The organism is Stenotrophomonas sp. (genome assembly GCF_059505245.1).
This window is the reverse complement of the sequence record NZ_JCACKF010000033.1, coordinates 1-26,090: the sequence shown is the minus strand read 5'-3', so window position 1 is coordinate 26,090 and position 26,090 is coordinate 1. Positions and strand designations below refer to the sequence as shown.

At 65.7% G+C, this 26,090-nt stretch carries 22 protein-coding genes; 9 read left to right on the top strand and 13 right to left on the bottom strand.

From position 1 onward, the window contains the following. The 4 genes from AC5JLE_RS12720 to AC5JLE_RS12705 all read right to left on the bottom strand — a co-directional run bounded on the left by AC5JLE_RS12720 (position 1) and on the right by AC5JLE_RS12705 (position 6,026). Positions 1–1,407 carry a UbiA family prenyltransferase gene (locus AC5JLE_RS12720; RefSeq protein ID WP_481445577.1) on the bottom strand — a complete coding sequence of 469 codons (1,407 nt, stop codon included), beginning with the start codon at positions 1,405–1,407 and terminating at the stop codon, positions 1–3. A 106-nt stretch (positions 1,408–1,513) separates the two neighbouring features. Further along, on the bottom strand, positions 1,514–4,195 hold the full coding sequence (locus AC5JLE_RS12715) for a sulfatase-like hydrolase/transferase (RefSeq protein ID WP_053494799.1): 2,682 nt from the start codon (positions 4,193–4,195) through the stop codon (positions 1,514–1,516). A 146-nt stretch (positions 4,196–4,341) separates the two neighbouring features. Further along, positions 4,342–5,280 (bottom strand): electron transfer flavoprotein subunit alpha/FixB family protein, encoded by a 939-nt coding sequence (locus AC5JLE_RS12710; protein WP_164110886.1) that lies wholly within the window; start codon positions 5,278–5,280, stop codon positions 4,342–4,344. Continuing rightward, positions 5,280–6,026 carry an electron transfer flavoprotein subunit beta/FixA family protein gene (locus AC5JLE_RS12705; RefSeq protein ID WP_014035896.1) on the bottom strand — a complete coding sequence of 249 codons (747 nt, stop codon included), beginning with the start codon at positions 6,024–6,026 and terminating at the stop codon, positions 5,280–5,282. The genes AC5JLE_RS12710 and AC5JLE_RS12705 overlap by 1 nt, the downstream gene beginning before the upstream one ends. Before the next feature lie 247 nt (positions 6,027–6,273). On the opposite strand from AC5JLE_RS12705, the gene AC5JLE_RS12700 reads away from it, so the two are divergent. The 5 genes from AC5JLE_RS12700 to rfbD all read left to right on the top strand — a co-directional run bounded on the left by AC5JLE_RS12700 (position 6,274) and on the right by rfbD (position 10,961). Continuing rightward, a complete protein-coding gene (locus AC5JLE_RS12700; RefSeq protein WP_481445568.1) occupies positions 6,274–7,491 on the top strand; it encodes an ArnT family glycosyltransferase in 1,218 nt (405 codons plus the stop codon). A 68-nt stretch (positions 7,492–7,559) separates the two neighbouring features. After that, positions 7,560–8,615 (top strand): dTDP-glucose 4,6-dehydratase, encoded by a 1,056-nt coding sequence (rfbB, locus tag AC5JLE_RS12695; protein ID WP_069118021.1) that lies wholly within the window; start codon positions 7,560–7,562, stop codon positions 8,613–8,615. A 14-nt stretch (positions 8,616–8,629) separates the two neighbouring features. Beyond that, on the top strand, positions 8,630–9,517 hold the full coding sequence (rfbA, locus tag AC5JLE_RS12690; RefSeq protein ID WP_053494803.1) for a glucose-1-phosphate thymidylyltransferase RfbA: 888 nt from the start codon (positions 8,630–8,632) through the stop codon (positions 9,515–9,517). Then, positions 9,514–10,071: a dTDP-4-dehydrorhamnose 3,5-epimerase gene (rfbC, locus tag AC5JLE_RS12685; protein WP_053494804.1), complete on the top strand. Its 558-nt coding sequence runs from the start codon at positions 9,514–9,516 to the stop codon at positions 10,069–10,071. Before rfbA ends, rfbC begins: the two co-directional genes overlap by 4 nt. Further along, positions 10,068–10,961, top strand: a complete 894-nt coding sequence (gene rfbD / locus AC5JLE_RS12680) for a dTDP-4-dehydrorhamnose reductase (RefSeq protein ID WP_496065337.1) — start codon at positions 10,068–10,070, stop codon at positions 10,959–10,961. Before rfbC ends, rfbD begins: the two co-directional genes overlap by 4 nt. Positions 10,962–11,064: 103 nt before the next feature. Here rfbD and AC5JLE_RS12675 read toward each other — a convergent pair whose 3' ends face one another. Both AC5JLE_RS12675 and AC5JLE_RS12670 read right to left on the bottom strand, forming a co-directional pair. Continuing rightward, positions 11,065–12,468: a mannose-1-phosphate guanylyltransferase/mannose-6-phosphate isomerase gene (locus tag AC5JLE_RS12675; protein WP_481445570.1), complete on the bottom strand. Its 1,404-nt coding sequence runs from the start codon at positions 12,466–12,468 to the stop codon at positions 11,065–11,067. 13 nt (positions 12,469–12,481) lie between these two features. Continuing rightward, positions 12,482–13,828: a phosphohexomutase domain-containing protein gene (locus tag AC5JLE_RS12670; protein ID WP_481445571.1), complete on the bottom strand. Its 1,347-nt coding sequence runs from the start codon at positions 13,826–13,828 to the stop codon at positions 12,482–12,484. A 657-nt stretch (positions 13,829–14,485) separates the two neighbouring features. On the opposite strand from AC5JLE_RS12670, the gene AC5JLE_RS12665 reads away from it, so the two are divergent. Together AC5JLE_RS12665 and AC5JLE_RS12660 are read left to right on the top strand one after the other, a co-directional pair. Continuing rightward, positions 14,486–15,217 (top strand): CoA transferase subunit A, encoded by a 732-nt coding sequence (locus tag AC5JLE_RS12665; RefSeq protein ID WP_053494809.1) that lies wholly within the window; start codon positions 14,486–14,488, stop codon positions 15,215–15,217. 1 nt (position 15,218) lies between these two features. Beyond that, positions 15,219–15,848: a CoA transferase subunit B gene (locus AC5JLE_RS12660; RefSeq protein WP_069118019.1), complete on the top strand. Its 630-nt coding sequence runs from the start codon at positions 15,219–15,221 to the stop codon at positions 15,846–15,848. A 30-nt stretch (positions 15,849–15,878) separates the two neighbouring features. On the opposite strand, the gene AC5JLE_RS12655 is transcribed toward AC5JLE_RS12660, so the two are convergent. Next, on the bottom strand, positions 15,879–17,771 hold the full coding sequence (locus AC5JLE_RS12655) for a glycoside hydrolase family 99-like domain-containing protein (RefSeq protein ID WP_069118018.1): 1,893 nt from the start codon (positions 17,769–17,771) through the stop codon (positions 15,879–15,881). A 118-nt stretch (positions 17,772–17,889) separates the two neighbouring features. On the opposite strand from AC5JLE_RS12655, the gene AC5JLE_RS12650 reads away from it, so the two are divergent. Beyond that, positions 17,890–18,477, top strand: a complete 588-nt coding sequence (locus AC5JLE_RS12650) for an alpha-ketoglutarate-dependent dioxygenase AlkB family protein (protein ID WP_014645863.1) — start codon at positions 17,890–17,892, stop codon at positions 18,475–18,477. A 75-nt stretch (positions 18,478–18,552) separates the two neighbouring features. On the opposite strand, the gene AC5JLE_RS12645 is transcribed toward AC5JLE_RS12650, so the two are convergent. The 4 genes from AC5JLE_RS12645 to AC5JLE_RS12630 are packed head-to-tail and all read right to left on the bottom strand — an operon-like array spanning position 18,553 to position 22,071. Then, positions 18,553–19,194, bottom strand: a complete 642-nt coding sequence (locus tag AC5JLE_RS12645; protein WP_014645864.1) for an ABC-type transport auxiliary lipoprotein family protein — start codon at positions 19,192–19,194, stop codon at positions 18,553–18,555. Beyond that, positions 19,191–20,117, bottom strand: coding sequence for an MlaD family protein (locus tag AC5JLE_RS12640; protein ID WP_014645865.1), 927 nt, complete (start codon positions 20,115–20,117; stop codon positions 19,191–19,193). Before AC5JLE_RS12640 ends, AC5JLE_RS12645 begins: the two co-directional genes overlap by 4 nt. Before the next feature lie 3 nt (positions 20,118–20,120). Next, positions 20,121–20,948: an ABC transporter ATP-binding protein gene (locus AC5JLE_RS12635; protein ID WP_481445572.1), complete on the bottom strand. Its 828-nt coding sequence runs from the start codon at positions 20,946–20,948 to the stop codon at positions 20,121–20,123. Between the two features lies 1 nt (position 20,949). Further along, positions 20,950–22,071, bottom strand: coding sequence for an MlaE family ABC transporter permease (locus AC5JLE_RS12630; RefSeq protein ID WP_014645867.1), 1,122 nt, complete (start codon positions 22,069–22,071; stop codon positions 20,950–20,952). A gap of 92 nt (positions 22,072–22,163) precedes the next feature. Here AC5JLE_RS12630 and AC5JLE_RS12625 point away from each other — a divergent pair, with 92 nt between their 5' ends. Then, positions 22,164–23,423 carry a threonine/serine exporter family protein gene (locus AC5JLE_RS12625; protein WP_014645868.1) on the top strand — a complete coding sequence of 420 codons (1,260 nt, stop codon included), beginning with the start codon at positions 22,164–22,166 and terminating at the stop codon, positions 23,421–23,423. A 91-nt stretch (positions 23,424–23,514) separates the two neighbouring features. Here AC5JLE_RS12625 and AC5JLE_RS12620 read toward each other — a convergent pair whose 3' ends face one another. Beyond that, positions 23,515–23,898 (bottom strand): H-NS histone family protein, encoded by a 384-nt coding sequence (locus AC5JLE_RS12620; protein ID WP_010480700.1) that lies wholly within the window; start codon positions 23,896–23,898, stop codon positions 23,515–23,517. A 221-nt stretch (positions 23,899–24,119) separates the two neighbouring features. Beyond that, a complete protein-coding gene (locus AC5JLE_RS12615; protein WP_401733018.1) occupies positions 24,120–25,823 on the bottom strand; it encodes a proline--tRNA ligase in 1,704 nt (567 codons plus the stop codon). Positions 25,824–26,090: the final 267 nt, after the last annotated feature.

Here is a 26,090-nt window from a genome sequence, read left to right as displayed (position 1 = left end):
TTACCAGTGGCGTGTCGCCGCCATTACGATGATCAGCCCGGCGAGGCCGACGCCCTGGCTGACGCGGTCGCGCGCTGCGAACACGATGGGGTCATCATGCATGTCGCCCCGGTGGGCGACAAACCAGGCACGGCTGATCCAGTACAGCAGCACAGGACAGAGCAGCCAGAGCACTTGGGGCGTGGCGTACAGTCTGAGGCTGTCAGGGCTGTTGATGTAGAGGGCGAAGACCAGAACGCCGATGTAGCCCGCAGCTGTCCCGAATGACTGCACCAGCGGCAGATCGGCCACGGAGTATCCGCGACCGGAGGCTTTCTGCTTTCCCTGCGTTGCAGCCGCGGTTAGTTCGGTATAGCGCTTGAGAAGGGCAAGGCTGAGGAAAATGAACATCGAGAACGCGAGCAGCCAGAATGACCGTGGCGAATCGATTGCAAAAGCGCCGCCGATGATCCGCACGGTGTAAAGCGCCGCCAACACCACGACATCGATCATCACGATGCGCTTGAGCGTGAACGAATAGGCCAGGGTCGTGATGAAGTAGATCAGCAGGACCAGTGCAAACGCAGGACTTGTCCACAGCGCCAGAGCGAAACCGGCCAGTGTCAACAAGGGGGTGGCGACCAGGCCATGAAACAGGGGCAAGGTCCCGGCCGCGAATGGTCGCTTCCGCTTCCGTGGATGCTGCCGGTCTGGCGCCAGATCCAGCAGGTCGTTCAGCAGGTAAACGCCGGATGCGCACAGGCCGAAGGCAAGGAAGGCGAGCGCCGCGTTTACTACGGCTTCTGGTTCGAACAGACGGTGCGCGGTAAGCAGTGGAACCAGTACCAGAAGGTTCTTCAGCCACTGGTACAGCCGCAGGGCCTTGATCCAGGTGCGGAGCCCTCCGGGCTGTCCAGGCAGGTGGTCGATCAACCGGGTTTGCGCGCGGGCCTGGTTTGCCAGCGATCCGGTGGCGTTGACGACGACAGCACCTGCGGCGTGCTTCCAGACCGGCAGGTCAACGCGGTGGTTGCCAAGATAGTCGAACCCCCGTTCCCCATAGCGCTCGACGAGGGCTTCAGCCTTGGCGTGCCCGGCCAGATTGCGGGCCCCATCGCTGGCGATGACCTCGTCAAAAACGCCGAGATGATCGGCGATCGGCTGGACCAACAGCTGGTCCGAGGCGGTGCACAGGACACGCGGACGCTGCGGTGTCGCGCGCAGCATGGCCACGACACGCTCATCGTATGGCAGGGTTTCAACCTGCAAGGCCACCCGGGAAGCGAGCTGGCGCTTAACATAGGCCTTGCCGCGCAGCAGCCAGAACGGTACCAGCAAAGCAAACAGCGGGTTGCGCGCCAGCAGGGCCAGCAGTGATTCGTACAGCAGGTCGCTACGCAGCAGCGTCCCGTCCAGATCGACGCACAGGGCTGCTCCCGGCGTCAACTCACCGGATCCAGCCGGTACATCATTGTGATGCGACATATGCCGCAGTTCCCCTCATCCAATAGTGCGGGGAGTATACGAGGGGGAGTTACATTGCGACAGATTCAGGTACCAGCGCGGGGGCGTGAAGGCAGCGCATCCCGGGACAGGCTGGAGCAGCCGGTTGAGCCGTCGCAGCCGGGGCCAAGTGCAGACGGTGCAGGGTAATCAGCTCGCAGTCCTCCGTAGCGCAGGTCGTTTGTCCAGGCACCAGCGTCAAGGTGAGCTGCCCGCCGGCGGCGCTGGACAGGCCTGCCAGGTCGATGGGGTATTCACGCGTCCCTGCTTCGATCTGAAGCAAGCCGAGCGGGGCGTCGTTGGCCAGCACCGTGAGCTCGCGAGGTGACTGCGCCGACAGTGAAAGGACTGCCTGCAGCCGGGCGGGCTCGGATGGCAGGCGCAGTCGTAGCGAGGCGGCCGCGCCACGAACGCTGCGCCCTTGGGGAGAGGGACCGTGCCAGCCACAGGAAATGAAACGATTGCTGGCATCGGCGCTGAAATCCACCGACGATCCCACAGGCAGTGCCTCGTAGGCAGGCAGCAGGGTATAGCCATCCAGTCGCACCGCAGCGTCTGGCGATACGCCGACACGGACTTCAGCCAGGGGCAGGTCTTCAGGGAATACATACCTGGCTTCCAGCATCGTCCCGTCACGTCCATCGGCCGTGTCCAGCAGCGCATGGCGGTCGTAGGTCTGTGCCCCGTAACTGGCAACGACGTCGGCCCAGGCACCGTTGGCGGGGTGGGCCACGCCCTGCAGGCTGAGGGTGTAGTTGCCTGCGCACAGATCCTGGTAGGCGCCATAGGCCAAGGTCCCTTCCGCACCCTGCGAGAACAGCTTTCCATCCATCGCTTCACCGACGATCGTATGGCTCGCATCGAAGTGGGTGCGGATGATGAAATCGTTGCGCAGCTGGGATGCCGGGGGCGCTTCGCGTGCAGCCTGCAGCAGTTCCGGCACCAACGCGCCGGCCTTGAGCGATTGTTGTGACACCACGCGAGCCGTTCCGTCAGCGCTCCCCCACAGGCACCACTCATCGGCGGGCTGTCGTTCGTCGAACGCAAAGCAACGATCAATGTAGAGGACCTGCTGGGAATCACCGCCGGCCAGAAGGTGGCCAGAGCGGATGCCGTTCGTGCCAAGCTGGGCAATTCGGCCGCGGTCATCGGCAGCGATGGCCAAGGGCGGAGTCAGCGTCTGCTTACCCAACTGGATGACGCCATCCACCAACTGCAGGTGATCGTCGATCCGGCCCAGCTCCCATAGCGTGCTGGAATAGGCCATGAAACCTGGCAGGTGGTCCTCGCTGGCATCTGGTTCCCGACCGGGTCGGACACTCAATGAAGTACCTGCGCCCTTCACGGAAAGCTGTGAGCGGCCAAAGCCGAGTGCCACTCCCCCTTGCAGGGCATCAAGCAGTGAGGCGCCGGTATCGAGGGTGGTCGCGGGTCGATCAACCTGCCTCGCGCGCAGGTCGCTGCCGAACATGAGAAGAAGGTTGCTGCGATCAGCATCTCGCAACAGGTCGGCAATGTCGTTGGGCAGGGCCAGATGGTCCGATGCAACAACAATGATTGTATTGCGAGCGTAGGGACTGGCGCGGATGCGGCGTACGAAATCAGCAACCAGTCGGTCCGAGCAATGGATTGCGTCGAGCATCGGCCTGCGCTGGCCAAGCCCCTCATAGGCGACATCGAGGCAGGCATGGGGGATGTGTCCGCTTGGATGATGTGTATCCAGAGTCAGGCCGACGAGGGCGAAAGGCGTGGTCTGCTGCGAGAGCGCAGCGAAGCGGTCCCAGAGCGCATCCAACAGGACATCATCGTGGACGCCCCATGGCGAGAAACGGTTGTCGCCCAGCTTCAGGCTCTTGAAATAGGAGCGATCGCGTACCGTGCCGAAGCCGTGGCTGGCGAGGAACTGTCCCTTTCCAGCGAAATCAGAAGCGGCGCCACCGATGAACTCGACGTCGTATCCGCGCTCGCGCAGGTGATCGGTCAGGCAGTACGCGCCAGGCAGGAAGCGGCCGATGCTTGCATAGCCATTGGCGTCCTGGCTGAGGGAAAGGGGGACGCCGCACAGGGAACTGACCATGCCGGCGATCGTCCACGTGCCGCCTTCGCGCGAGTCCACGTGCCGGAAATCCACGGCCTCGCTGCGCAGCTTGTTCAACTCTGGCGCAAGGCCAGGGAATCGCGACTCATCGAGATAGGTGCGCTCGAAGCTTTCGGCGTAGAGAATCACCACGTTGCGGTGATTCCCGAGCGGGGCGTCGGGACGTACGTACTGGTCCCCTTGTGCCGGTGCAAGACGTGCCTGCCGATCCTGGCGTACCAGTGTCGCGACGTCGTAGACGATCGGATTGAAAACCAGCGTCGCCAGCAGAGAAGCCGCGAACAGGGGACCGGCGGGTGCCCACCTCCGTGCCGAATGCAGGCGGGGCATGAAAGCGAGGGCCAGGCATGCCACCAGTGCTGCCGAAAGCAGGCCGATGGGCAAGCTGAAATCAGCGGCGCCTGCGCCGCGCATGCCTGCGCGCAGATGATAGATCACGGCGTAATCGATGCCGTTGCCACTGAGTGCATCAATGAAAAGCCAGATCGCCAGCAGTGCTCCGCAGAGCGCAGTGACCAGCAGCTTCCATCGCTGTCCATGTGTGCAATGTCGCGCAAGCAACGCGAGCATTCCGATCCATGCCGCAAAAAACAGGCATTTCATCGCCATCTGCATTCTCTCCCTCCGGTTGGAGCGATGGGAGGGGAAATGCTACAGAATCAAGACAGCGCAAAAGGCGTGTTGCAATATGCCGACATGTTTTGACGAGTGGCAGGGTGGGCAATGTCTGCCCACCCTGCGAGTTGCTACGCAGGTTTCGACTACAGCGCCTTTTCCAGCTCCGGCAGGATCGCAAACAGATCGCCCACCAGACCGATATCGGCAATCTCGAAGATCGGCGAGTCCGGATCCTTGTTGATCGCGACGATCGTGCCGGCATCCTTGATGCCGGTCAGGTGCTGGATGGCGCCACTGATGCCGACGGCCACGTAAAGTTCCGGCGCGATGATCTTGCCGGTCTGGCCGACCTGCAGGTCGCTGGGCACGTAGCCGGCATCAACCGCAGCGCGCGAGGCACCGACGGCGGCACCGAGCTTGTCGGCCAGCTGGAAGATGACCTTGAAGTTCTCTTCCGAACCGACACCACGGCCACCGGAGACCACGCGCTTGGCGCTCTGCAGGTCCGGGCGGTCGCTGGCACCAGCGGCGAGGCCGACGAAGCGGGTGTGGGTCGGCAGGGCAGCATCGACGCTGGCCGCTTCGATGGTGGCGCTGCCGCCCTGGGCGGCTTCCGGCCACGAGGCGGCACGCACGGTGGCGACCACGATCTGGTCGGCCGGGGCTTCCACGGTGATGATCGCGTTGCCGGCGTAGATCGGGCGCTTGAAGGTGTGGCTGCCTTCAACGCTCATCAGGTCGGAAACCTGGTTGACGCCCAGCAGGGCGGCCACGCACGGCATCAGGTCCTTGCCGAAGGTGGTCGACGGGCCGAACACGTGGGTGTAACCCTTGGCCAGCTGCGCGATCTGCGGTGCCAGCACCTGGGCGATGGCCTGCGCGTTGGCAGCGTTGGCCAAGGTCAGGACCTTGGCGACGCCAGCGATCTTCGCGGCCTCCGCAGCCACGGCAGCCGGATCGGCGGCCAGCACCAGCACGTCGATGCTGGCACCGCTGATGGCGGCGGCAGCGCTGACGGTCTTGGCGGTAGCGGCGTTGAGCTTGCCGTCGTGGTGCTCGGCGATGACGAGAATCCTGCTCATTACAGCAACCCCTTCTGCTTGAGTGCGGCAACCAGTTCGGCCGCGTCCTTGACCATCACACCCTTGCTGCGCTTGGACGGCGCGGCGTACTGGGTGGTCTTGAAGGTGTCGGCGGCTTCAACGCCGAGGTCGGCCAGCTGCAGGGTCTCCAGCGGCTTGGCCTTGGCCTTCATGATGTCCGGCAGCTTGATGAAGCGCGGCTCGTTCAGGCGCAGGTCGGTGGTGACCACGGCCGGCAGATCGACTTCCAGCGTTTCCAGGCCGGCGTCGACTTCGCGGGTCACCGTGGCCTTGCCGTCGGCAATGTCCAGCTTGCTGGCGAAGGTCGCCTGCGGGCGCCCCCACAGCGTGGCCAGCATCTGGCCGGTTTGGTTGGCGTCGTCGTCGATCGCCTGCTTGCCCAGGATCACCAGGTCCGGCTGTTCCTTCTCGATCAGCTTGAGCAGGGTGCGCGCGGCGGTCAGCGGCTGGATGGCCTGGTCGGTGACCACATGGACGGCGCGGTTGGCGCCCATGGCCAGGCCGTTGCGCAGGTGCGCCTGGGCATCGGCCGGGGCGATGGTGGCGACCACGACTTCGCTGGCGATGCCCTTGTCGCGCAGGCGCAGGGCCTCTTCCAGGGCGATTTCATCGAAGGGGTTGGGGGACAGCTTGACGCCGTCGGTGACCACGCCGGAACCGTCCGGCTTGACCTGAATGCGGACGTTGTAGTCCACCACGCGCTTGTACGCGACGAGGATTTTCATCTGGTACGGGGTCCTTCAATAACGGAGAGAACGTCCGGTCCTCGCACAGCAACCGGTTCGGGGGTGGGACCCCGATTCTAACTGGCCTTTGTCGACCATGCGAATGCGTATGGTGAAACGGCGTCCTGTATCCACGTCGCCTGAATGGCTACTCTAGCGGCCGGTTCCGCTGCCCCGCCACATGCCTTCATTGACCTCGCCCCCTCCATACCGCCTGCTGCTGGCGATTGCCGTTGCTGGTGTGGCCATGCGCCTGCTGTTCGTGCAATGGATCCCCTTGCAGCCCGTTGCCGATTTCGGCCGCTATCTGGAGGTTGCCAGCAGCGTTGCCAGCGGTGGCGGCTTCCGGATTTCAGGCATTCCCTATGTGTCCCAGCCTCCGTTGTACCCCGGAATGCTCGGCGCCTGGTTCATGCTCACCGGCGTGAACGTGGGCGCGGGCAAGATTCTCAATGTCCTGCTCTGGGCCGGCACGCTGGTTTCGTGGGTCGGTCTGGGGGTGCGCCTCCAGCTGCGCCCGGCCTGGCAGGTTGCCTCTCTGGCAGTGCTGGCATTCCATCCGGCGCTGGTCGCCTACAGCAATGTACTGGGTACCGAATCGCTGTCACTGTTCCTTGCCGTGTTCGGCATGCTTGTGGCGGTCGTGCGTTTTCCGGGCCGATGGCTGCTGCTGGGAGCCGTGCTGGCACTTACCGCGTTGAACCGGCCACAGATGCTGCCGTTGCCGGGAGCCGTGGCACTGGCGTTGCTCCTGCGTGATGGGATGCGCATCGCCACCTGGCGGCGGATCAGCATGGTGGTGCTGGGTTTTCTGCTGGTACTGGGGCCGTGGACCCTGCGCAACGCAGTTCTTTTCGGCCAGTTTGTGCCCGTCAGTGCAAACAGCGGGTATGTGCTGATGGTCAACAACAACGATGCCAATACGCATGGCGGGTGGATGCCCTTGAAGGATGTCCCCCTCCAGGCTGACGACAAGGCCCGGTTCGCCGATGCTGGATTTCCCCAAGGGTTCTTCAGCGGAGAAAGCGAGGACTGGAAGCTCCGCCACTGGACGCCTGCGGCCGACGTGATTGGCTCAGCAATTGGCCGCCGTTGGATTTCCGAACACCCCGGCCGCTTCCTGGAGTTGGCGCTGCTGCGCGTGCGCGGATCGTTCGATGTCGGCAGCCTCCTGCATTGGCCGTTCCTGGAGAGAGGCGGTGCTCCGGTGTGGCTGGGTAGGTTGACGCTGGCACTCAACATTGCGTTGACGGCCTGGACGATGGTTGCGCTGCTGCGCATCTGCCTCCACCTGCGCCGCTGGCAGCCCGTTCATTGGCTTGCCGTGGCCACACTTGGCCTGGGAATGGTGTCGATCCTGCTGTTCGAGGGGCAGGGACGCTACCTCCTGCCACTGGTCCCAGGGGCGCTGTTCATCATTGCCGCCGCGGGCAGGCTACGCTTGCCCAGCCGGATCAACGCTTGATATCCCGTGGTCCTCCGAACCCTTCGCTGCAGACACGTCCCAACCCGTACCAATCAGGAGAACAGGTAGTGCCCACATGGCTTGTCACCGGCGGTGCCGGATTCATTGGCGGTAACTTCGTTCTCGAAGCGGTCGCCCGTGGCATCAAGGTCGTCAATCTCGACGCACTGACCTACGCCGGCAACCTGAAGACCCTGGCCAGCCTGGACGGCAACCCGCGGCATGTGTTCGTGCAGGGCGATATCGGCGACAGCGCGCTGGTCGCCCGCCTGCTGACCGAGCACCAGCCCGATGCAGTGCTGAACTTCGCCGCCGAAAGCCACGTGGACCGCTCCATCGACGGCCCAGGCGCCTTCATCCAGACCAATGTGGTGGGCACCCTGGGTTTGCTTGAAGCGGTACGCGACTACTGGAAGGCGCTGCCGGCCGGACAAGGGGCGGCCTTCCGCTTCCTGCATGTGTCCACCGATGAGGTGTATGGCACCCTGGGCGAGACCGGCAGGTTCAGTGAAACCACCCCGTACGCCCCGAATTCGCCGTACTCGGCGTCGAAGGCCGCTTCGGACCACCTGGTGCGTGCGTTCCACCACACCTACGGGCTGCCGGTGCTGACCACCAACTGCTCCAACAACTACGGCCCGTATCACTTCCCCGAGAAGCTGATCCCGCTGGTAATCGCCAAGGCGCTGGCTGGCGAACCGCTGCCGGTGTACGGCGATGGCAAGCAGGTGCGCGACTGGCTGTTCGTGTCCGACCACTGCGAAGCGATCCGCACCGTGCTGGCCAAGGGCCAGGTCGGCGAGACCTACAACGTCGGCGGCAACTCGGAAAAGCAGAACATCGAAGTGGTGCAGGCGATCTGCGCACTGCTGGACCAGCGCCGTCCGCGCGAGGACGGCAAGCCGCGCAGCAGCCAGATCACCTATGTCACCGACCGTCCTGGCCATGACCGCCGCTATGCGATCGATGCGTCCAAGCTGAAGAACGAGCTGGGCTGGGAACCGGCCTACACCTTCGAACAGGGCATCACCTTCACCGTTGACTGGTACCTGGACAACCAGGACTGGGTCAACGGCGTGCTCGACGGCAGCTACCGCCTGCAGCGCATCGGCACCACGGACTGAACCCAGGAGACACCATGACCCAGCGCAAGGGCATCATCCTCGCCGGTGGCTCCGGCACCCGCCTATATCCAATCACCAAGGGTGTCAGCAAGCAGCTGCTGCCGGTGTACGACAAGCCGATGATCTACTACCCGCTCAGCGTACTGATGCTGGCGGGCATCCGCGAAGTGCTGATCATCAACACCCCGCACGAGCAGGCGCTGTTCCAGCAGCTGCTGGGCGACGGTTCGCAGTGGGGAATGGACATCCAGTACGCGGTGCAGCCGAGTCCGGATGGCCTGGCCCAGGCCTACCTGATCGGCCGCGACTTCGTGGCTGGCAAGCCGAGCTGCCTGGTGCTGGGCGACAACATCTTCCACGGCCACGGCCTGCGCGAGGTGCTCAAGCGTGCTGACGAGCGCGTGCACGGCTCGACCGTGTTCGGGTATTGGGTCAATGACCCGGAACGGTATGGCGTGGCCGAGTTCGACCAGGGCGGCAAGGTGATCGATCTGGTGGAGAAGCCGGAAAAGCCGCGCTCCAACTATGCGGTGACCGGCCTGTACTTCTATGACGGCAAGGCCTGCGATTACGCGGCCGAATTGAAGCCGTCACCGCGTGGCGAACTGGAGATCACCGATCTCAACAAGCGTTACCTGGCCGAAGGCGACCTGCACCTGGAGGCGCTCGGCCGTGGCTATGCGTGGCTGGATACCGGTACCCACCAGTCGCTGCTGGAAGCATCCAACTTCATCGAGACGATCCAGACCCGTCAGGGCCTGCAGGTCTGCTGTCCCGAGGAAATCGCGTTCGGCAAGGGCTGGATCAACGCTGGACAATTGGAAGCGCTGGCCGCGCCGTTGATCAAGAACAGCTACGGTGAATACCTGCATAAGCTCGCCGTGCGTGGAGTCGTTCCATGAAAGTGATTGAAACCCGGTTGCCCGGCTGCGTGGTGATCGAGCCGGCGGTGTTCGGCGATGCCCGCGGTTATTTCTTCGAAACCTGGAATGCCGAGCGCTTCGCCGCGCTGGGCCTGCCGGACCGTTTCGTGCAGAGCAACGTGTCGACGTCCGCACAGGGCGTGCTGCGCGGCCTGCATTACCAGTGGCCGCGGCCGCAGGGCAAGCTGGTCAGCGTGCTGGAAGGCGAGGTCTACGACGTGGCCGTGGATATCCGCCGCGGTTCGCCGACCTTCGGTCAGTGGGAAGCGGTGGTGCTGAGCGCGGAGAACAAGAAGCAGTTCTGGATTCCAGAGGGCTTCGCGCACGGTTTCGCCGTACTGTCCGAGCGTGCGGTGTTCAGTTACCTGTGCACCGAGGTCTACCTCAAGGACTTCGATGCCGGCGTACGCTGGAATGACGCCGGCATCGCCGTGGACTGGCCGGTCAGCGCACCGACCCTGTCGGCCAAGGACGAGAACGCACCGTTCCTCAAGGACATTGCTGAAGATCGCCTGCCGGTCTACGTGCCATGACCGTGCTGGTGTTCGGTGGCAACGGGCAGGTGGGCCAGGAGTTGCTGCGCGCGCTGGCGCCGCTGGGGAAGGTGATTGCAACCACGCGCAGCGGCCAACTGCCCGACGGAAGTACCTGTGAAACGGCCGATTTCGGCCAGCCCGACAGCCTGCCGGCATTGCTGGACCGCGTGCAGCCATTGGTGGTGGTCAATGCGGCGGCTTACACCGCTGTTGATCACGCCGAACAGGACGTCGATGCGGCCTTCGCCGCCAACGCGCAGGCACCAGGCGTGATCGCGCGCTGGTGTGCGGCGCATGGCGTGCCGTTCGTGCATTACTCCACCGACTACGTGTTCGACGGCCAGGGCAGCGCGCCCTACCGCGAGGACCAGCCGACCGCACCGCTCGGCGTGTATGGCACGAGCAAGCGCGATGGCGAGGACGCGGTGCGTGCGGCCGGTGGCCGCCATCTGATCTTTCGCACGGCGTGGGTGTATGCCTCGCACGGCGCGAACTTCCTGCGCACCATGCTGCGCGTGGGCGCCGAGCGCGATGCGTTGCGGGTGGTGGCCGACCAGATCGGTACACCGACGCCGGCCGGGTTGATCGCCGATGTCACCGCGCAGGCACTGCAGCATCCTGGGCAGTTGTCGGGTACCTGGCACCTGACCGCCAGCGGCCAGACCAGCTGGCATGGCTTTGCCGAGGCCATATTTGCCGAGGCGTTGGCCAGCGGCGTGTTGGCCAAGGTGCCGACGGTCGAGGCGATTCCCAGTTCCGAGTATCCGACCCCGGCCAGGCGCCCGGCCTGGTCGGTGCTGGACAACCGCAAGCTGCAGCAGGATTTCGGCGTCGTGCTGCCGAGCTGGCAGGATGGCCTGAAGCGGGTGATGGCGGAGCTGGCCTGACGGCCGTAGCGCCGGGCCAAGCCCGGCGACGCAGCGCTGCCGGGCCGATCAGGAACGGGTCAGAGCCCGTTGCGCAGCAACGGGATCCGACCCCGGGCAAACCTCAGCTGCGCCCGTAGGTATCCTCGAACCGCACGATGTCATCCTCGCCCAGGTAGCTGCCGGACTGCACTTCGATCAGTTCCAGCGGCAGCTTGCCCGGGTTGCGCAGGCGGTGGGTCACGCCCAGCGGAATATAGGTGCTCTGGTTCTCGCTGAGCAGGATCACCTCGTCACCACGGGTCACTTCAGCGGTGCCGCTGACCACGATCCAGTGTTCGGCGCGATGGTGATGCATCTGCAGGCTCAGCGTGCCGCCGGGCTTGACCGTGATCCGCTTGACCTGGAAGCGCTCGCCGTTGTCGATCGAATCGTAGGCACCCCACGGGCGATAGACCTTGCGGTGCCAGGTGGCCTCGCTGCGGCCTTCGGCCTTCAGCTGCGCCACTACGGTCTTGACCTCCTGCATGCGGTCCGCCTTGCCGACCAGCACCGCGTCGTCGGTTTCCACCACCACCACGTCATCCAGCCCGACCAGCGCCACCAGGCGCTGTGCGTAGGCATAGGTGTTGCGGCAGTCGATGGCGATCACGTCGCCCTGGTGGGCGTTGCCATCGCCGTCCTGCTGCGAGACATCGCGCAGCGCGGTCCACGAGCCGACATCGTTCCAGCCGGCATCCAGTGGAATCACCACGGCATCGGCGGTCTTCTCCATCACCGCATAGTCGATCGAATCGGACGGAACGGCAGTGAAGGCCTCCTTGTCCAGGCGGGTGAAATCGGCATCGCGACGCGCCTGCTGCCAGGCCTGGCGGCTGCCGGCGAGCATGGCGGGCTGGAAGCATTCCAGCTCCTGCAGGTAGCGCGAGGCCTTGAACAGGAACATGCCGCTGTTCCAGTAGTACTGGCCGCTGCTGACGTAGCGGGTGGCGGTGCCCAGGTCGGGCTTCTCGACGAAGCGCTCGACCGCGCGCAGGCCCTGGCCATCGGCGGCCTTGATATAGCCGTAGCCGGTTTCCGGGCCGGTCGGCACGATGCCGAAGGTCACCAGCTTTCCGGCTTCGGCGGCAGCGGCGGCAGCCTGGACGGCGCTGCGGAATGCAGTCTCGTTGTTGATCACATGATCGGAGGGCAGCACCAGCAGCAGCGCGTCGCCGCCGTCGCGGGTGGCTTCCAGCGCGGCCACCGCGATCGCCGGTGCCGTGTTGCGGCCGACCGGCTCAAGGATGATCGCGGCTGGCTCGGCGCCAACCTGCTGCAGCTGCTCGGCGGCAACAAAGCGGTGTTCCTCGTTGGCAATCACCAACGGGCCGCGCGCGGCAATCGGCGCCACCCGCTGCCAGGTGGCCTGCAGCATCGTCTGTTCGCTGGCCAGCGGAAGGAACTGCTTGGGATAGGCTTCGCGCGAAAGCGGCCACAGACGGGTACCGGAGCCACCGGACAGGATGACAGGCTGGATAGTGCTCATGGCCTTCCTTTGATTATTTCTGCAGCAGGGAGGAAATCTCGTCGGTACGCGCCTGCATCAATGCAGCGTCTCCCCGCGATTCCACATTCAGGCGCAGCAGCGGTTCAGTGTTGGAGCTGCGCAGGTTGAAGCGCCAGTCGCCGAAATCGGCGCTGACGCCATCGGTGTAGTCCAGCGCGGGCGACTGCGCGGCGAAGTGTTCCATCACGCGTGTGACCGCAGCCTTGGCATCGGCAACCTTGAAGTTGATCTCACCGCTGCAAGGGTAGGCGGCCATGCGGTCTTCAACCCAGTCGGCCAGCGAGCGGCCGCTTTCGGAGACCAGCTGGGCGATCAGCAGCCACGGAATCATGCCCGAGTCGGCATACGCGAACTCGCGGAAGTAGTGGTGGGCGCTCATCTCGCCGCCGTACACGGCATCCTCCGCGCGCATCTTTTCCTTGATGAAGGCGTGGCCACTCTTGCACAGCACTGGCACGCCACCGGCCTGTTCGACCATCTCCACGGTGTTCCAGACCAGGCGGGGGTCATGCACGACCTTGCCACCCGGATGGTGGGCGAGGATTGCCTTGGCCAGCAGGCCGACCAGGTAGTAGCCCTCGATGAAGCGGCCGTTGTGGTCGAAGAAGAAACAGCGGTCGAAATCGCCATCCCACGCAATGCCGAAGTCCGCGCCATGTTCGCGCACGGCGTCGGCGGTGGCGGCGCGGTTTTCCGGCAACAGTGGATTGGGAATGCCGTTGGGGAAGCTGCCGTCCGGTTCGTGGCAGATGCGGATGAACTCGAACGGCAGGTGCGGTGCCAGCAGGTCGACGATGGCACCGGCGCCGCCGTTGCCGGCGTTGACAACGATCTGCAGTGGCTTGAGCTTGCTGGTGTCAACGTAGCTCAGCAGGTGCTGGATGTAGGCGCTCTTGTCATGCTGGGCGATCTGGCCGGCGCGAGGCGGCTGTGCCGCGGATGAATCGGCGGCGACCGCATCGGAGATCGCGAACAGGCCGGTATCGGAGCTGATCGGCCGGGCGTTCTCCTTGACCAGCTTCATGCCGTTGTAATCCATTGGATTGTGGCTGGCAGTGACCATCACCCCGCCGGCAGCCCCCAGGTGATCGGTCTGGAAATAGACCTCCTCGGTGCCACACAGGCCGATGTCGATGACTTCGCGGCCGGCACCGCGCAGGCCGGTCGCCAGCGCGTCCTGCAGCGCGGGGCTGGTCAGGCGGACGTCGTGGCCCAGCACCACCGGGCCCGGAGCGAGCTGTGCATTCAGGGCCGTGCCGATCCGGCGTGCCAGGTCTTCGTTCAGTTCTTCCGGCACGCGGCCGCGGATGTCATAGGCCTTGAAGGCGGGCAGGGGCATCGGTCAGATCCAATGTGAGCTTAGCCACTGATTGTAGCCTTTGTCCTGTATGGGAATCGTTTCCATTCCGCAACTCCCGGTGATTGGCTGAGGGTATCGGGTACGCGGGGGCGCCCGTACCGCTTGGCAAGCGGGTAAACGGCCGCTGGCTGGGCGATCACGGCCAGGCCAGCCTCCGTCAAGTGGCCGGGAGCCAGCAGCAGCCCCAGGAGTTCCTGCCACTGGCAGCCAAACGCGATCACGCCGTTGCTGGCGTACTTGACGTGGCGGAGCAGGACCGGCGGGCGATGGCCGGACGCGGACAGCTGCAGGGATGACGCAGGCTTGTGGCGCGGTTGCTTCCCCCCGCCAGGAATTTCTGGCCGAGCATTTCACCCTGGCGACGCGCCTGTCGCCGCATGGCTGCGTGCCGCGACATCTGACAGGCAGCGTTCACCCTTTTCCAGCGGCCACGCGTCCGTCCCGCGAAGCAGGCCCTCTTCGTTGCAGGTCCGGGCCATCAGTGCGGGCGAGCCGGGCGCCGCGCCCACCACCGGCAGGAGAAACCCCCATGCAACGCAGCCCTTGGCGATGCCTCGGCAATGCTGCGGCGCATCCAGCTCTTTCGTTGCCTCCGGCTAGAATGCGGTCATCCTCAACGTGCAGGGCAGTAGAGCAATGCAGCAATCGACTTCCGGCGGAAAGCGCGGCAAGCGCTTCGCCAGTGCGACGGAGGCCCTGCAGGGGGTGGTCGCCGATGGACAGACCCTGGCCGTGGGCGGCTTTGGCCTGTGTGGCATTCCCGAGGCGCTGATCGCTGCGCTGCGCGACAGTGGCGTCAAGGGCCTGACCGTGATCTCCAACAATGCCGGTGTCGATGGCTTCGGACTGGGCCAGCTGCTGGAAACCCGGCAGATCAAGAAAATGATTTCGTCCTACGTGGGCGAGAACAAGGAATTCGAACGGCAGTTTCTGGCTGGTGAGCTGGAGCTGGAGTTCAACCCGCAGGGCACACTGGCCGAGCGCCTGCGTGCCGGTGGTGCGGGTATTCCGGCATTCTTCACTGCCACCGGCTATGGCACGGTGGTTGCCGAGGGCAAGGAAACCCGCGAGTTCGACGGCAAGCACTACGTGATGGAGACGGCGCTGCGCGCCGATGTGGCACTGGTCAAGGCCTGGAAGGCCGACGAGGCCGGCAACCTGGTGTTCCGCAAGACCGCACGCAACTTCAACCCGGCCTGTGCGATGGCCGGCAAGGTCTGCATCGTGGAAGTGGAGGAGGTGGTGCCGGTCGGTGCCATCGACCCGGACCAGGTGCACCTGCCAGGCATCTATGTGCACCGCATCGTGCACAACGCGCATCCTGAGAAGCGAATCGAACAGCGCACCATCCGCGCGGAGGGCAACTGACATGGCGTGGACCCGTGACGAGATGGCGGCACGCGCCGCCCAGGAGCTGACCGATGGCGCCTACGTGAACCTGGGCATCGGCCTGCCGACGCTGGTTGCCAATCACATTCCCGAAGGCGTGGATGTGTGGCTGCAGTCGGAGAACGGCCTGCTCGGCATCGGCCCGTTCCCGACCGACGCTGAAGTCGATGCGGACCTGATCAATGCCGGCAAGCAGACGGTTACGGCGCGTGCCGGTGCCAGCTACTTCGGCAGCCACGACAGCTTCGCGATGATCCGCGGTGGCCATGTGAACCTGGCCATCCTTGGCGCCATGCAGGTCACCGACAAGGGTGACCTGGCCAACTGGATGGTGCCCGGCAAGATGGTCAAGGGCATGGGCGGGGCAATGGACCTGGTCGCCGGCGTGCAGCGCGTTGTGGTGCTGATGGAGCACACTGCCAAGAACGGCGAGCACAAGATCCTGGCCGAATGCACGCTGCCGTTGACCGGCGTGGGCGTGGTCGACCGCATCATCACCGATCTGGCGGTGTTCGACGTGACTGAAAAGGGCCTGTTGCTGGTGGAGGCCGCGCCGGGTGTCAGCGATGAAGAGCTGAAGGAAAAGACCGGCGTCGCGTTCCGGCGTTGAGGACAACGATGTTGCCGCGCAGCGCCAGCCTCAGGGTTGGCGTTGTGGGCCTCCGACGACGTAGCCGGCGTTGGCAACAAGGTCCGGCAGCAACTGCATGACCGGATCAAGTGCATCGTCGTTGTCCAGCTCACTGGGATAGCAGTGCGCATCCAGCAGTGACCGCAACGCCGACGCCCGCAGCCACATCGTGCCTGCTGTCTGCGGCGTAGGGGTGTCGGCCATCCCCAGCCGCGCCGCCCAGCGGAGATGACGGCGTGTAACGGCGACGGCCTCCGGAGTGGATGCCGCGAACATGCCCAGCGCAGGTTGCTCATCGAACTGTTGAAGCACAGCGTCGAGATCCGCCGTTCCTGGTAGCTGCGGTCTTGCCTCGCCGCTTCCGCGGAGGTCCAGCCAGCAGGCCAGCAACGATGGATCCGGACCAAAAGCCTCCAGGACCTGCACGATGCTGGACAGGGCATTGCCCGCATGGCCGATGATATCGACCGCAGCGTCATGAGGGCGCTGCGCCATTGGAATGAAAACACGGTAGCTCACGCCCAGGCCGCTGGCGGCCTCGCAAGCTGTAGCGATCAGCCCGGGATCATCAATGAGAATCAGCAGGCAGGCCCGCAGGGGGCCGGCGGGCGAAGCCGGGGACAGCGCTTGGCGCGTCGCGTCAAGCCAGGCATGCCCAAGCCGGGCATCCGGTTCCAGCACCGCGCCTTCGGCCCATTCGTTCCAGGCATTGATGAAGACCATGCGTTGGCGCGCAGGCGCCAGGGCCAGGCGTTCATGGATCGTGGTGCGCAACCAGTCGCGGTAGCCACGGGGTGAGGCGTGCAGGTACACGCGGCCGCGGCCGGAACGACGCGCCTCGTTGTCCCAGCCCGGGTTCACGCCAGGATAGAGCGGATAATCCGGCAGTGGCCGCGCTGCGATTTCTGCAGCCAGTTCGCGCCAGTCGCGTACATCGCCATTGAAGGCAGGATTGAGCAGCCACTGCTGTGCCGACAACGAGCGCGGGTTACTCATGTTCGGCGGGAATTCGACGGCGGCATCAAAGCCGATATCGCGCGGATCCGGTCGCTCGAAGCCTTGGACGTAGGCCAGGTGGATCTCGCCCACGCCGTTGTCGCGGCACCAGCGGCGCCAGCGCTCGGCAGTCGCCCGGGCGTCGGGCAGCAGGTTCGGGCGATAGACCAGCAGCATCGGCCGACCCTCGACCTTCAATGCACGGCGGTCGCGCAGGTAGGGCGCGACATGTGCGATGAAGGCCAGATCGTCCTCTGCGCTGTGCTGCTGGCCGATCAGGATGTCGTCGTCGCGGCCGTCCCAGCGTCGTGCCCAGTTCTCGTTGGCCCAGCACAGGCAGAACGGCAGGTCGATGCTGTCATCGGCCAGCCATTGACGCAGCGGGTCCTCCATCAGGGTGCGGCCGCTGAACCAATAGTAGTAGAAGCAGAATGCGCCGATGCCGTACTCCGCAGCCAAGCGTGCCTGGTCACGCATCACCTGCGGGTTGCGCAGGTCATAAAAGCCGAGGTCGGCCGGCAGGCGGGGTTGGATGTGACCCTCGAACTGCGGCAGGGCGCGGGTGACGTTGCGCCACTCGGTAAAGCCCTTGCCCCACCAGGCGTCGTTCTCCGGGAAGGTATGGAACTGCGGCAGGTAGAAAGCGACCAGCGTCGCCGGCATGGGTGACGGCAATGCTCCCTCACGCCATGGCACGTGGCCGATCGCCGGTTCATCGGCACGCCAGCGCAGCTGGGCACTGGCGCGCGCGCCCCCCTCATCCTGCTGCCCCTTGGGGGGCGGCGGCACCCAGTCGCCATGCCGTGCCAACAGCCGGGTGCGCAACCGGTCGCGCTGCGCCTGCGGCAACGGCAAGGCCCGGAACACGGCGCGCAGCAACGGGAACAGCGACTGGCGCAGGCTCATCGGGCGAGGCCTCGCGACAGCGGGCGGTAGGACGGAATCAGCATCTGGGCAACGGTCATGGCGCCATTTTCGGTGCTGGCGGCCATGACGGCAAACGGCGGCGTGCTAGCGTGTGACCATGCTGTTCCCCCACGACCTGCCCGATGCCGATGTCCTGCACCTGCCTGGATGGCTGGCTGCGGCCGAGGCCGACCAGCTCCTGTATTCGCTGCAGGCCGAAGTGCCCTGGGAAACCCATCGCATCCGCATGTTCGGCAACTGGGTGGACTCGCCGCGGCTGAGCTGCTGGATCGGCGACCCGCAGGCCCGCTATCGCTATTCCGGTGCCGAGTTCGTGCCGCGCCCCTGGCCACCGGTGTTGCAGGCCATGCGCGGGCGCCTGGAAGCCGAAGGCCACGGCCGCTTCAACAGCGTGCTGCTGAACCGCTACCGCGGTGGCGGTGACTACATGGGCTGGCACAGCGATGACGAGCCGGAGCTGGGTCCGGCCCCGGTGATCGCTTCGCTGAGCCTGGGCGCGGCGCGCCGATTCCTGCTGCGACGCCGCGACGACCCGGCACGCAAGGCTGAATTCGTGCTGGGCCACGGCGACCTGCTGCTGATGGCCGGACAGACCCAGCGCTTCTACCAGCACGCGCTGCCGAAGATGGCGCGGGTGCACGGCGAGCGGATCAACCTGACCTTCCGTTGGATTTCGCCGCGTTGACGAAGAAGGGGTCAGATCCCTTTCCGGCCGGAAAGGGACCTGACCCCGTAACCACATGCCCGGCGAATGCTGCGATCAGCGCGCAACGGTCGGCTGGTCGGCCTGCCCGCTCTGCAGCGTCCAGCCCACCACGTCCTGCGCCAGCTGCTGCAGGCCACGCTCGAACGCGGCGGTCACCGCCGGTACGTCGGTGCTGCCGACCGGCTGCGCCTGGCGGAAGGTGCGGTCAGCGACCACACGCTGGTCGGCGACATGGATCAGCTTGGCGTTGACCTCAATCACCACGGTCGGCGTGGCCTGGCCCTGGTAATCCGATTCGAAGCGGCGCACATCGGTGGACAGCTTGTAGTCGGCGCGGATGCCGGCGGTGCTGCGGGCCACGCCGCGGATGCGGCCGGAATCCTCGAAGCCACGCAGCAGGGTGTCTTCGATCATGTCGGTGGCCGGTTGCGCCCAGCTGGCACCCTTGTAGATCTCAAGCTGCGACGGTGTCGGCCGCACATTGATGCGCGGGCTGTCGACCATGCGCGCGGCGCTGGGCTTGGCCAGTACCAGCTGCCAGCTGGCCTGCGGCCACGCCGGGTCCGCCTTGACCTGCACGGACGGCGAGTACAGCGTCACCGCGGTTTTCTCGCTGCTGCCGAGGATGGAGCAGCCCCCCAGCAGGGTGACCATCGAAGCGGCCAGCAGCAGGCGCGGAAGAGTGGTCGGGCTCATTTGGGTTCGAACTCCTTCGGTGCGTCGCGGCCCAGCAGGTAGCGCGCGGGGTTGTTCTCGAGGCGGTCGCTGACCCGGCGCAGGTCGCGGATCAGGCCGCGCAGTTCGGTCAGCGTCGGGCCCAGCTGGCCGAGGCCATCGTTGGCGAAGCTGTTGATCGCGGCGCGGTTCTCGCCAAGGATCGAATCGGCGTTGCCGGCGGCCGAGTCGAGCTTGGCCAGGGTCGCGTCGAGCTTGTCGATGATGCCGGGCAGCTGCTGCACCAGGTTCCTGTCCAGGCGCTCGATGGTGCCGTTGGTGGTCTTCAGCGTGGTGTCCAGGCTGCGGGCGGCATCGCGCGCGCTGAGCAGCAGCGCCTGCGTGCCCTGGTCACGGTCGGCCAGGCCGCCGCTGATCGTCTCCAGGTTGGCCAGCGTCGCGTTGATCGAGGCCACGTTGCGGTCGCTGAGGATCTGGTCCATGCGCTCGACGATGCGGTTGGCGACGTCGGTGATGTTCTGCAGCGCAGAGGGCGTGGTCGGGATGATCGGTGCCGGGTCCTTGTTGACCGTGGTCAGCGCCGGCGACTGCGGCGTGCCGCCGCTGAGCTGGATGATCGACGGGCCGGTCAGGCTGGTGATCGCCAGCTTGGCGCGGGTATCGGTCTTGACCGGCGTGTTGGAGTTCAGGCGGATGCGCGCGACTACCTGGCGCGGGTCGTCCGGCACCAGGTTCAGTTCGGTGATCGAGCCCACCGCGATGCCGTTGTACTGCACCGGGCTGCCCACCGACAGGCCGGTCACCGCTTCGCGGAACACCACGCGGTACTCCTGCCAGGTACGGTCGGAGGAGTATTTGGCGGCCCACAGGCCGAAGGCCAGCAGGGCCAGGCCGGTGATCAGGGTGAACGCGCCGATCAGCACGTAGTTGGCTTTGGTTTCCATGGCTCAGGCACTCTCGATCTGTTCGCCACGCGCGGCGCGCGCGCGGGGTCCGTGGAAGTATTCCTGGATCCACGGATGATCCAGTTTCTCGATGTCAGGCAAGGGTGCGTTGGCCACCACCCTGCGGTCGGCGATCACCGCGACCCGGTCGCAGATCGCGTACAGCGTGTCCAGGTCGTGGGTGATCAGGAACACTGTCAGCCCCAGCGCTTCCTGCAGGGTCTTGATCAGGCGGTCGAACGCGGCCGCGCCGATCGGGTCGAGGCCGGCGGTGGGTTCGTCCAGGAACAGCAATGGCGGATCCAGCGCCAGTGCCCGGGCCAGGCCGGCGCGCTTGCGCATGCCGCCGGACAGCTGCGAGGGCAGCTTGTTGATCGCATCGGCGGGCAGGCCGGCCAGCTTCACTTTCAGCAGCGCCAGTTCGTAGTGCCAGCGCTCGGGCAGCTCGCGATGGTGTTCCTTCAGCGGCACCTGCACGTTCTCGCCCACGGTCAGCGAGGAGAACAGGGCGCCATCCTGGAACAACACGCCGGTGTTGCGCTCGATGTGCAGCCGGCTCTCGGCGTCGTCGGCACGCGCGTCGCGGCCGAGTACTTCGATCTGCCCGGCATCGGGCACGCGCAGGCCGAGGATCGAGCGCATCAGCACCGATTTGCCGGTACCGGAGCCGCCGACCACGCCCAGGATTTCGCCGCGGCGCACATCCAGATCCAGGTCTTCGTGCACGGTCTGGCTGCCGAAGCGGTTGACCAGGCCACGCACGCGGATGGCCAGTTCGTGGCCCTGGTCGTCGCGCATGTCGATGGAGTCGGGGAGGGCGGCTGTGCTCATGTCACCAGTCCATGTGCATGAACCACAACGCTGCGAAGGCGTCGATGATGATCACCAGCGAGATCGTCTGCACCACGCTGGAGGTGGTGCGCTCGCCGACCGACTGCGCGGTACCCTCGACCTTCAGTCCTTCCAGGCAGCCGATCAGGCCGATCACCAGCGCGAACACGGGTGCCTTGGACAGGCCGACCAGCAGGTGCCGCACTTCCATCGTCTCGTGCATGCGCGCGATGTACATCTGCGGCGGGATGTCGAGGTCGAACGCGCCGACGGTGATGCCGCCGGCCAGGCCCGCGATCATCGCGATGAAGGTCAGCAAGGGCAGGGTGACCAGCAGCGCCAGCAGTCGCGGCAGCACCAGCAGGTCGACCGGGTCCAGGCCCAGCGTGCGCATTGCATCGATCTCCTCGCGTGCCTTCATCGCACCAATCTGCGCGGTGAACGCACTGGCGGTGCGGCCGGCCAGCACGATCGCGGTCAGCAGTACCGCGAACTCGCGCAGGAAGGCGATGTTGACCAGCTCGACCACGTAGATCTCGGCGCCGAAGTCGCGCAGGATGGTCGAGCCGAGGAATGCGATCACCGCACCCACCAGGTAGGACAGCAGCGCCACCAGCGGTACCGCATCCAGCCCCACCTGCTCCATCTGGTGCACGGTGGCGGTCAGCCGGAAGCGGCGGGGTTCCTTGACCAGCCGGGCCGCCTTGACCAGGTTCTCGCCGAGGAAACTGCACAGCGCCTTGATGTTGTGGCCAGTGGCGTGGACGCTGACACCCAGGCGTTCCAGCGCGGCCAGCACGCCGAAATCCCGCTTGGGCTTGGGGCGGTCGTCGGCCACTTCCTCGATGGTGCACACCAGCGCCTGGTGGTCCGCGCGGAACTGCAGTGCGTCTTCGTGCAGATCGGCACGGTGGGCCACGCGCAGCACCTGCAGCACGCCGGCCGAATCCAGCTGCTCGATGCCGGTGGCATCGATGCCGGTCAGCTTGTCGGGAACGCCGTGCAGGACCTCGGCCGCGGCCAGCGCGGTCTTCAAGGTCCAGGTGCCGGACAGGTGGATCAGGCCCGGGTCATGGGCATCCTGTTCGAGCTGGGGGGCGAGGTTCGGGGTGACGTGGGCCATTCGGGTCGCAGCATAACCGTTCTGTATCGGGCTTCGCGTCGAACTCGGATGAATTTCTCCGGTGGGCCCCAGCGTAGGTAATACTACGGCGCATGTCCGCAGACGCTCACACGATCCCCACGCCCCAGGCCACCTACGCACAGCGCGTGGCCTTTGTTTCCGAGATCGCCGGACGCCTGCACAGCTATGGCACCACGGCCCAGCGCCTGGAAACGGCGGTGGTGGCACTGGCCCGCCAGCTCGATCTGGATTGTGAACCTTGGTCGAATCCCACCGGTATCATCCTCAGCTTCAGCGATCCGGCGCAGGCGATCGGCTCCAGCGACATCACCCGCGTGATCCGCCTGGCGCCCGGTGAGAACGACCTGCACAAGCTCAGCGTCGCCGACCATATCGCCGAAGAAGTGTCCAACGGGCGGATGAGCATCGCCCAGGGCCATACCGCGCTGCGCCAGCTGGACAAGGATCCGGGCCGGCGCGGCAAGCTGCGCACCATCCTGTCATTCACCCTCGGCGCGGCCGGCGTGGCCGGCATGTGGAAGCTGCCGTGGCTGGACATCGCCACCGCCGGTGTCATCGGCCTGATGATCGGCCTGCTCGGCATGGTCACCGACCGCCGCCCGGCCACCCGCGAAGCGGCCGAGGCGCTGGCGGCGCTGCTGGCCGGCATGGTCGCCACCCTGGTGGCGTCCTTCATTGGCGCGCTCAACCTCAATACGGTGATCATCGCCTCGCTGGTGGTGCTGCTGCCCGGCATGTCGCTGACCAATGCGGTCAATGAGCTGGCCAGCCAGCACTGGGTGTCGGGCACCGCGCGCTTTGCCGGCGCGCTGACCACCATCATGAAGCTCAGCGTCGGCGCGATGATCGCGGTGACCCTGGCCGACGTGCTCGGGCTGGATCCGGTGATCCGCGCCACGCGGCCGCAGGGGCCGTGGGTGGAGTGGGGTTCGCTGCTGACCGCGGCCTTTGCGTTCGCGATGCTGTTCAAGGCCAACCGGCGCGATTACCCGTGGGTGATCGCCGCCTCGGTGGCCGGTTATGCGATCTCCAAGTTCGGCGGCCATGCCTGGGGCGCGCCGGCCGGCATCTTCCTGTCGGCGATGCTGCTGACCGCGGGCGGCAATCTGTTCGGTCGCCTGGTCGGGCGTCCGGGCGCGATCATCCGCCTGCCCGGCATCATCATGATGGTGCCCGGCAGCACCAGCCTGCGCGGCGTGCTGACCCTGGTCCAGCAACAGGATGTCGGCGCCGGCCAGAGCGTGTTCCTCACCGTGCTCAACGTGGTGATGGCGCTGGTTGCCGGCCTGCTGTTCGGCAACCTGCTGATGCCCGCTCGCAAGACCCTGTGATGATGTCGGTGGGTGTGGACCCCGGTCCACACACCGGAGAATGAAAAACGCCGGCGTCCGCCGGCGTTTTCATTCCAACCTGATCCAGGCCTCAGGCCTTCTTGATCAGGAAATCTTCCGGCTTCTTGTTGCCCTTGGCGGTCAGTTCAGCCATCCAGCGCGGCTGCTTGCCACGGCCGGTCCAGGTTTCCTTCGGATTGGCCGGGTTGCGGTACTTCGGTGCAACCTTGCCCAGCTTGCGGCCGGCGGTCTTCGACGGGGCCTTGGCGGCCGGGGCGGCCTTGCGGGCACGCGTGGCCGGGGCGCTGCCGAACAGTTCTTCGATGGTGTAACCCTCGGTCTTGGCCAGCTTGGTCAGCTGGGCCCGGACCTTGGTGATCGGCCGGCGCTTGGCGACGATGGTCTGCTGCTTCTTGGCGGTACGGATCAGGGCGCCCAGCTCGCGTGCTGACAGGCCGGTCAGGTCAATGCTCATTTACGGTTACTCCGGAAACTAATGTGTGGACGGGACAAGCCAGTCCATGGCGTCGGCGGACAGAATAGAGATGAATTAATCACAGCACAAATGCAGGCGGGTCATGGCGTGGCGGCATGCAGACGCCGTCGCGGTGATTTTGACCGGATTATGTCCGCTGCAATATCGGGGAAGGGCGCGGGCAAAAAAAAAGACCGGGGCAGGCCCCGGTCTTTTCCTGATCAGCCCTGCAGACGCTGCAGCAGGGAGGCCTTGTCCAGGTTCTCCGCGTCGCTGGCGCGGCGCGAGCGGTACTCGTAGGTGCCAGCGGCCAGGCCGCGTTCGCTGACCACCACGCGATGCGGAATACCGATCAGCTCCATGTCGGCGAACATCGCGCCCGGGCGCAGGCCGCGGTCGTCGAGTGCAGCGTCCAGGCCCGCCTCGCGCAGCTCCTGCAGCAGGTTGGCAGCGGCGTCGGCCACGGCCGCATCGCCCTTCGGGTTGATCACGCACACCACCACCTGCCACGGCGCCATCGCGTCCGGCCAGATGATGCCGGCATCGTCATGGTTCTGTTCGATCGCGGCAGCCACCACGCGCGAGATGCCGATGCCGTAGCACCCCATCGCCATCACCGCGGCCTTGCCGTTCTCGTCCAGCACGGTGGCATCCAGCGCTTCGGCGTACTTGCGGCCGAGCTGGAACACATGGCCGACTTCGATGCCACGTGCGATCTTCAGTTCACCGCCGTCCACGGCACGGTCGCCGGCCCGCACGTTGCGGATGTCGGCCACTTCCGGTTCCGGCAGGTCGCGGCCCCAGTTGACGCCGGCCAGGTGGAAACCGGCTTCGTTGGCGCCGACGACGAAGTCGGCCATCGCCGCAACTTCGCGATCGGCGACCACGCGGATGGCCTTGGCCGGGGCGACCGGGCCAAGGAAGCCCGGCACGCTGCCCAGGTGCTCGGCGATTTCCGCCTCGCTGGCGAAGCGCTGCTCGTCCAGGCCGGCGACCTTGGCCAGCTTGATCTCGTTGACCTCATGGTCGCCACGCACCAGCGCCAGCACGAACTGCTGTGCCTTGCCTTCGCCGGCGATCAGCGCCACCGACTTCACCGTGCGCTGCAGGTCGATGCCGAGCAGCGCCGCGACCTCCTCGCAGGTCTTCTGGGTGGGGGTATCCACCTTGCGCATCGTTTCGGTGGCGGCCGCACGCGGCGCCGGATCGGCGGCAATCGCCGCTTCCATGTTGGCTGCGTAGTCCGAGCCGGTGGAGAACACCAGCGCGTCCTCGCCGGAATCGGCGATGACGTGGAATTCCTGCGACGCATCACCGCCGATGGCACCGGAGTCCGCCTGCACCATGCGGAAATCCAGGCCGAGGCGGGTGAAGATGCGGCTGTAGGCCGACTTCATGTTCTCGTATTCGCGCACCAGGCACTCATCGTGCAGGTGGAACGAATAAGCGTCCTTCATCAGGAACTCGCGCGAACGCATCACGCCGAAGCGCGGGCGGATCTCGTCGCGGAACTTGGTCTGCACCTGGTAGAAGTTCACCGGCAGCTGCTTGTAGCTGGACAGCTCGCTGCGCGCGAAGTCGCAGGCGGCTTCTTCGGCTGTCGGGCTGTAGCAGAACACCTGGTCCTTGCGGTCCTTGATCTTCAGCAGCTGCGGGCCGAACTTCTGCCAGCGGCCGGTCTGCTCCCACAGTTCCTTCGGCTGGATGGTCGGGATCTGGAATTCCACGGCACCGGCCCGGTCCATTTCCTCGCGCACGATGCGCTCGACCTTGCGCAGCACGCGCAGGCCCAGCGGCGACCAGGTGTACAGGCCCGATGCCAGCTTGCGGATCATGCCCGCGCGCAGCATCAGCCGATGGCTGGTCAGCTCGGCGTCGCTGGGGGTTTCCTTGGTGGTGTGCAGGTGGAACTGGGAGAGGCGCATCGTCGGCTTCGGATAACGGCAGAGACCTCTATTCTGCCAGCCCGGCCGGGGGGAGGGGTATCGGCAGGGCTGCGCCCTGCACCCGCCTCAAGCAACGTCAACAGCAACAGCAACAGCAAAAACGGGTTTCCTGGGAGATGGCGGGGTGGGTCCGGCGGCAGGGGACGCCGTGAACCCATCCCAGGGGGCTTGGTCGCGGCCGCGATGCCGCGCACACCCCAGCCGCCGCACCCACCCCCCCTTCGAAAGTTTCCAGCGAGCTGTCGG

Coding starts and splice junctions, on each gene's coding strand:
- AC5JLE_RS12705 (WP_014035896.1), bottom strand. CDS start 6,026: ATGAAAATCCTCGTCGCGTACAAGCGCGTGGTGGACTACAACGTCCGC.
- AC5JLE_RS12660 (WP_069118019.1), top strand. CDS start 15,219: ATGGCGTGGACCCGTGACGAGATGGCGGCACGCGCCGCCCAGGAGCTG.
- AC5JLE_RS12635 (WP_481445572.1), bottom strand. CDS start 20,948: ATGAGCACAGCCGCCCTCCCCGACTCCATCGACATGCGCGACGACCAG.
- AC5JLE_RS12675 (WP_481445570.1), bottom strand. CDS start 12,468: ATGAGCACTATCCAGCCTGTCATCCTGTCCGGTGGCTCCGGTACCCGT.
- AC5JLE_RS12670 (WP_481445571.1), bottom strand. CDS start 13,828: ATGCCCCTGCCCGCCTTCAAGGCCTATGACATCCGCGGCCGCGTGCCG.
- AC5JLE_RS12715 (WP_053494799.1), bottom strand. CDS start 4,195: ATGCAGATGGCGATGAAATGCCTGTTTTTTGCGGCATGGATCGGAATG.
- AC5JLE_RS12620 (WP_010480700.1), bottom strand. CDS start 23,898: ATGAGCATTGACCTGACCGGCCTGTCAGCACGCGAGCTGGGCGCCCTG.
- AC5JLE_RS12700 (WP_481445568.1), top strand. CDS start 6,274: ATGCGCCTGCTGTTCGTGCAATGGATCCCCTTGCAGCCCGTTGCCGAT.
- AC5JLE_RS12650 (WP_014645863.1), top strand. CDS start 17,890: ATGCTGTTCCCCCACGACCTGCCCGATGCCGATGTCCTGCACCTGCCT.
- rfbA (WP_053494803.1), top strand. CDS start 8,630: ATGACCCAGCGCAAGGGCATCATCCTCGCCGGTGGCTCCGGCACCCGC.
- AC5JLE_RS12615 (WP_401733018.1), bottom strand. CDS start 25,823: ATGCGCCTCTCCCAGTTCCACCTGCACACCACCAAGGAAACCCCCAGC.
- AC5JLE_RS12655 (WP_069118018.1), bottom strand. CDS start 17,771: ATGAGCCTGCGCCAGTCGCTGTTCCCGTTGCTGCGCGCCGTGTTCCGG.
- AC5JLE_RS12645 (WP_014645864.1), bottom strand. CDS start 19,194: ATGAGCCCGACCACTCTTCCGCGCCTGCTGCTGGCCGCTTCGATGGTC.
- AC5JLE_RS12710 (WP_164110886.1), bottom strand. CDS start 5,280: ATGAGCAGGATTCTCGTCATCGCCGAGCACCACGACGGCAAGCTCAAC.
- rfbD (WP_496065337.1), top strand. CDS start 10,068: ATGACCGTGCTGGTGTTCGGTGGCAACGGGCAGGTGGGCCAGGAGTTG.
- AC5JLE_RS12640 (WP_014645865.1), bottom strand. CDS start 20,117: ATGGAAACCAAAGCCAACTACGTGCTGATCGGCGCGTTCACCCTGATC.
- rfbC (WP_053494804.1), top strand. CDS start 9,514: ATGAAAGTGATTGAAACCCGGTTGCCCGGCTGCGTGGTGATCGAGCCG.
- AC5JLE_RS12630 (WP_014645867.1), bottom strand. CDS start 22,071: ATGGCCCACGTCACCCCGAACCTCGCCCCCCAGCTCGAACAGGATGCC.
- AC5JLE_RS12625 (WP_014645868.1), top strand. CDS start 22,164: ATGTCCGCAGACGCTCACACGATCCCCACGCCCCAGGCCACCTACGCA.
- AC5JLE_RS12665 (WP_053494809.1), top strand. CDS start 14,486: ATGCAGCAATCGACTTCCGGCGGAAAGCGCGGCAAGCGCTTCGCCAGT.